3 protein-coding genes are annotated in these 5,363 nt (G+C 59.1%); 1 reads left to right on the top strand and 2 read right to left on the bottom strand.

From position 1 onward, the window contains the following. Positions 1-849 (bottom strand): aliphatic sulfonate ABC transporter substrate-binding protein (locus FEM54_RS23455; RefSeq protein WP_138453332.1); only part of this gene is annotated, 849 nt, incomplete at its 3' end. 318 nt (positions 850-1,167) lie between these two features. Here FEM54_RS23455 and FEM54_RS23450 point away from each other — a divergent pair. Continuing rightward, positions 1,168-1,383, top strand: a complete 216-nt coding sequence (locus FEM54_RS23450; RefSeq protein WP_003173733.1) for a TOBE domain-containing protein — start codon at positions 1,168-1,170, stop codon at positions 1,381-1,383. A gap of 474 nt (positions 1,384-1,857) precedes the next feature. On the opposite strand, the gene FEM54_RS23445 is transcribed toward FEM54_RS23450, so the two are convergent. Next, on the bottom strand, positions 1,858-5,208 hold the full coding sequence (locus tag FEM54_RS23445) for a hypothetical protein (RefSeq protein WP_138453331.1): 3,351 nt from the start codon (positions 5,206-5,208) through the stop codon (positions 1,858-1,860). Positions 5,209-5,363: the final 155 nt, after the last annotated feature.

Below are 5,363 nucleotides of genomic sequence, written 5' to 3'. Positions count from 1 at the left end.
GGATGACGCCACGTCCCTGGCGCTCAGCAGCGGGTTGCTCAAGTCGGTGCGCGACAATTGCAGCTTGGCCACTTCCAGCGGCAAGCCGGCTTCGTCTGCGAGCAATTTAGCGAATTCATCCGGGTGCTTCACGGCCCAATCACGCGCCTTCTCATAGGCCCCGAGGACCTTGGTGATGGTCTGCGGGTGCTGTTTGGCGTATTGCTCGGTGACGCTGATTACGCCGTAGCTGTTGAAGTCTTTATTGCGATACAGCAAGCGCGAACCGGCCTGGATTTCACTCGCGGCCATGTGTGGATCAAGGCCGGCCCAGGCGTCTACGTCGCCTTTCTCCAAGGCGGTGCGGCCGTCCGGATGCTGCAAATGCACCAACTCCACATCATCCTTTTTCAGCCCGGCCAGTTGCAGGCTGCGCAGGGTGAACAGGTACGGGTCGGTGCCTTTGGTGGCGGCGATTTTTTTGCCTTTGAGGTCTGTGACGGTTTTGAGCGGCGAGTCTTTGCGCACCACCAGTGCGGTCCATTCAGCACGACTGTAGACGTACACCGATTTGATCGGGCTGCCATTGGCGCGGCTCAACACCGCCGACAAGCTGGCAGACGAGGCAAAGTCGACGCCGCCACTGTTGAGGTATTCCAGCGAGCGGTTGCTGCCCTGGCTCAGCACCCAGCCGACCTTGGTGTGGGGAAGCGCCTGTTCGAGCCAGCCAAAATGCTTGAGCACCAGGCTCACGGGCGAATAGTAGGCGTAATCGAGGTTGACCTGGGCGGGGTCGGTTTCGGCGGCAAAGGCCTGGGGTTGCAGGCACAGGGCGAGGGCGCAGGCACTCAATAAAGCAAAGGGTTTCATGGAACAGCTCCAGACAAGGCGTTGAGAGAAGGCTTTTCTTATATTCAGAAAATTGAAACGGCATGTTCCATCATGCTTTAAAGGAATATGCAGTCTCTGTGCCACCTTGTGCGCAGCGTCTTTACGCGGGTTTCTATGGGGGCGGCTGTGGCGGGAGAGGGCAAAGTGTTGAATGGCTGTTGGCAGGCGAACACCTCATATATATCTGTATCGTATAAATAAAGACTTATATATTCCTTTTAATGTTGGTGCCGATAACGCATTTTGAGGGCCTGCGCATTCGTGCGGATTGACCCAACAGCCAAAAGGAAAGCCGACATGACCATTAAAGCGATCAACGTGCGCAACCAGTTCAAGGGCGTGATCAAGGAAATTTTGCTGGGGGAAGTGGTGTCCGAAATTGATGTGCAAACCGCGTCCGGCATCGTCACATCAGTGATCACCACCCGCTCGGTGCGTGACCTGGAATTGAAAGTGGGCAGTGAAGTGATTGCCTTTGTGAAGTCGACTGAAGTGTCGATTGCCAAGCTGTAAATGTGTTCGCAAGTGTGGGAGCTGGGGTGCCTGTGATGGGGGGCTTTTGGCGGGGTACATATCCGTTGTTGCGGTAACGGCTGCCTATGGTTCAGCTCTTACAGCGGGTCACTTTTGCAAGGACCGGAATGCCGGCCCAGTCAAAAGTAACCAAAAAGTCCTCGCCCCAACACTCGGTGCCTCGCTATGGCTCGGCATGCCCGCAATCCGCCAGTGATTTGGGGGGGCGATTTCAGATCAAGATCAAAAGCACAGATCAAAAGACCGCTGACTTCGTCATCGAAAAGGATGTAAGGGCCACTGCAACAGCAAAGCCATACTCGGACTAATGTGGGAGCTGGCTTGTCGAATCGTCGCACCGCTGCGATGCCATCAACTCTGTGTACCTGACACACCGAGGTGTCTGCATCGCAGGCAAGCCAGCTCCCACATTAACCAGCTCCCACATTGATGTGTGGGAGCCTGCTCAATGCATCAGTTGATGCGCGGCCCACCACCGCCCGGCGGGTGCGGCTGCGGTTTGTCCGGTGGCGCATCGCTGGGCAGGTTCTTTGGCGGTGTGTTTGGGTCTTCGTAGTGCTTGTGCAAATCCCCATCCAGCCGATTGCTCGAGGAGCCACCTTTGCTCGGCGTCTCCTCAAAGTGCTGCCATTCCGATTGCTGGAAGCGAAAGATGCTGTCATCGGTCGGCGTGTCGCGGCCGTGATAGTGGTGGATTTCGTAGTGGGCGTACTCGACCTTTTCCGCCCAGTCGTTTTGCAATAAACCGTCGTTGGCCAAGCCGCGATACCAATCGTTTTCCGCGTTGGTGGCCTTCTGCTTTTTGTTGTGGTCGACAAAGTAGCCGATGATCCCGCCCACCACCGCCAGCACCACGCCGACCAGAAACAGCGGCCCGGTCAATGCCGCTGCGGTGCCTGCGCCAAACAGTGCCGCCGCCCCGAGGACCCCGGCCGAGGCACCGAACGCGCCCCCGGCTACTTGCAGGCCACCGGCGGCCTGAGCCAGCGGGTCTTTGCTGTCGACGCCGCTCTTGATCGCCAAGGCGCCGAGCACGATATCGGCAAACCCTCCGACGATGTCCGTGGCCGGGCCGAGCACCTTGATCACGGAACCGGCGATTTTCGCAGACTTGGACGCGCCCAACTTGGCCGCACCGGCGGCAGCCAGGCCGTCGTCCAGGTGCGTGGCCAGGCCATCGGTGGCTTGCTTGACCGCCGTATCGCCTTCGCCAAACAACTTGCCGATGCCGTCGTACTGACTGTCAGGCACCGCATCCAGCGCCGCGGAGATTTCCTTGCTGACCTTGGCGTCGATCTCGCCGCCGGGGCCAAAATCCAGCATTTTGCCGGTCACGCCTTCCTTGCCCCAGATTTCCGGCAAGGTTTTGTCCAGGCCCAGGAAGTCCACCAGGCCGCCCTTGCCCAGGGTCTCGCCGATCTTGTCACCCAGGCGCACGAAGTGGCTGGAGCCACCGGCAAAACTCAGGAAGTCCTTGGCGATGCTCATGCGCTGCGCCGGGGTTTCGCCGAGTTTGCCGCCTTTGCCCACCAGTTGGTAAATCGCTGAAAACAGCGTCACACCCGCGCCAAGGGAGCCCAGGATGCCTTTGCTGTTAAGGGTGTTGAACACCTCACCGAGCATGCCGCGATCCGCTACCGCAATATAGGGTTTGCTCAGGGCCTTTTTGACGTCGGCTTCGCTGATGGTGCCGCTGTTCTTGTAGACCTCGCCGAGTTCTTCCAGGGCCTTGGTGACACCGGCCGATTTCTCCTTGCCTTGCAGCCCCTCGTTGAGGAACTTCTCCAGGGTTTCCTGGGTGCGGCGCGGCAGGTCGAGCAGGTTGCCCTTGAGCACGCCCTTGAGCAGGCCGAACAAGTCTTTGGTCGCCAGCTCCTTGTTGTCGTCGGAGATTTTGCTCGGGTCCGAGAGGATCGCATTAAGGTCGGTGGTCAAGCCGTCGGCCTGGATATTTTGCGCGGCCTTGCTGGCGGCTTCGGGGTCGAACAGCGACAGCGAGGTGAGGGTGTCACTCAAGTCCTTTTGTGCGTCGCTGGACTTGCCCTGGTTTTGCAGGTCTTTGAGGTACAGCACGTAGTCGGGGTTGGCGGTGAGATCGAGCAGCTTCTGCTTGACCTCATCCTTGTTGGGCAACTTGTTGAGCGCGTCGTCCATTTTCGACTTGTAGTCAGCCTGGATGGTCGGGTCATTGAACAGCTCGCCGATCTGCTTTTGCACGGCCTTGCCGTCGATGATGTCGTGCATGTCGGCCGAGCTCAGCTCGGTTTGCTTGTCATCCGACTCGCGCCAGGTGGTGTTGAACGGGCGTTTGGCTTCTTCATAGCCGGTGATGCCATGGCCATTCTGGTACGCGGCCTGGGCTTCCAGGGCGCGCACCAGCTTGGCCCGTGGGTCATCCTTGGGGATCGAGCCGTCCTTGACGCCGGCGCGGTAGGTGTCGATCAGTTGGGTGGTGGCCAACTCACTGACGCTCATGGTCGGCGACTTGTCGTCCTTGGGGTCCGAATGCACGCCGGTGTCCATGTTCAACACATCCAGGTCACCAGCCTTGGGCAGGTTGTGCTTGGCGCGGGTGTCGTCGATGGAACTGGCGCTGAAGGCTTCCCATTTGGCCAGCACGTCATCATAGAGCTGTGGGCTCAGTTCCTTGGAGACGATGACCTTGCCTTCGCTGGTTTCATAGCGGATCAGGCCGTCGCCCAGTTCATCGGGAGAGCCGAAGGTGATGTCGGTGTTTTTCAGGAAGTCATTCGGCCCGGCCAGCTTATAGCCGGCGTCTTCACTGGTGTGGATCTTGGCCCAGGTGTCGTTGGCCGTGGCCACGCTTTTGAACAGCTCGGGGCTGACGTCGGCAGACACCACCACCTTGGTGCCGTCCTGCAATTCGTAGGTGAGGACGCTGTCTTTCTGGTCGTTGTTCCAGCTGAAGTTCTTGTAGTCGTTGAGCCCGGGCACGGGCGTGTTGGCGTCGGCCAGTGCTGCACCGTTGTTCAGTTCGCCTTCAATCACGGCTTTTTTGCCGGGGTCGGAGTACACCGTGTTAAGGCCCGCCAGGTAGTCGAACAACTTGGGGTTGTCTTCACGGGCGACGACGACTTTTTCGCCGTTGCTTTCGTAGCGGATCAGCCCGGGACCCACTTCGTCAACCGGGCCTACCGCAGTGCCGCCGTAGGGTGGCCATACTTCGTTGTCGGTGGCGCGACGGTAACCGGCATCTTCACTGCTGGAGAGGCCGGAGAAACTTTCATAAGCTTCCTTGGCCTTTTGGAAAGCCTCGGGGTTGTCACGCTGGCTGATCACGAACTTGCTGCCGTCCTGGGTCTCGTAGCGGATCACGCCAGGGCCGGTTTCATCGGGCGGGCCGAGGGCTTTGTAATCGGCCAATGCACCCGGCGCTGTGCCCTCGGCGCCCAGGCTCTGATAACCGGCGTTCTGGCTGGCGACCACGCCAGAGAGCGACTTGAAGTCCTGGCTGACCTGCTTGAACAGCTCCGGGCTGTCGTGCTCGCTGACGATGATCTTCTTGCCGTCCTGGGTTTCATAACGAATCAACCCAGGACCCACTTCATCGGGCGGGCCGATGGCCTTGTAGTCGGCCAGGGCAGCAGGCGGCGTGGCGTCTTTGGCCGCGAGTTCATAACCGTCTTTTTTGCTCGCATCGAGCCCCGATGGCGACTTGTCATGGGGTTCGACTTTTTTATGGGCGCTGTTCTTGAGCAGCACAGCAAATGCTTCGCCCGATGTTGATAGAGTGCGCGGAAGGCTTTTGGGCTCGGACGAGCGATCAAGCGGCTGGGTCGACATGCCATGGAACTCCTGCTGTTGCCGGTGGGACGGGTCGGCAAAAACAGTAACAGCAGGGGTTCGGCACTCGTTGCGAAACGTTGTGAAATGCGTTTTAGCGGTGACGCAGTGCACGTTCCATGCGCTGCAAACCCTCTTCGAGCATCGATCGTGGG

Origin of the sequence: Pseudomonas edaphica, from assembly GCF_005863185.1 — a bacterium.
GTDB lineage: Bacteria > Pseudomonadota > Gammaproteobacteria > Pseudomonadales > Pseudomonadaceae > Aquipseudomonas > Aquipseudomonas edaphica.
Note: the sequence above shows the minus strand (reverse complement) of the source record. Positions and strands in the feature narration are given on the sequence as shown.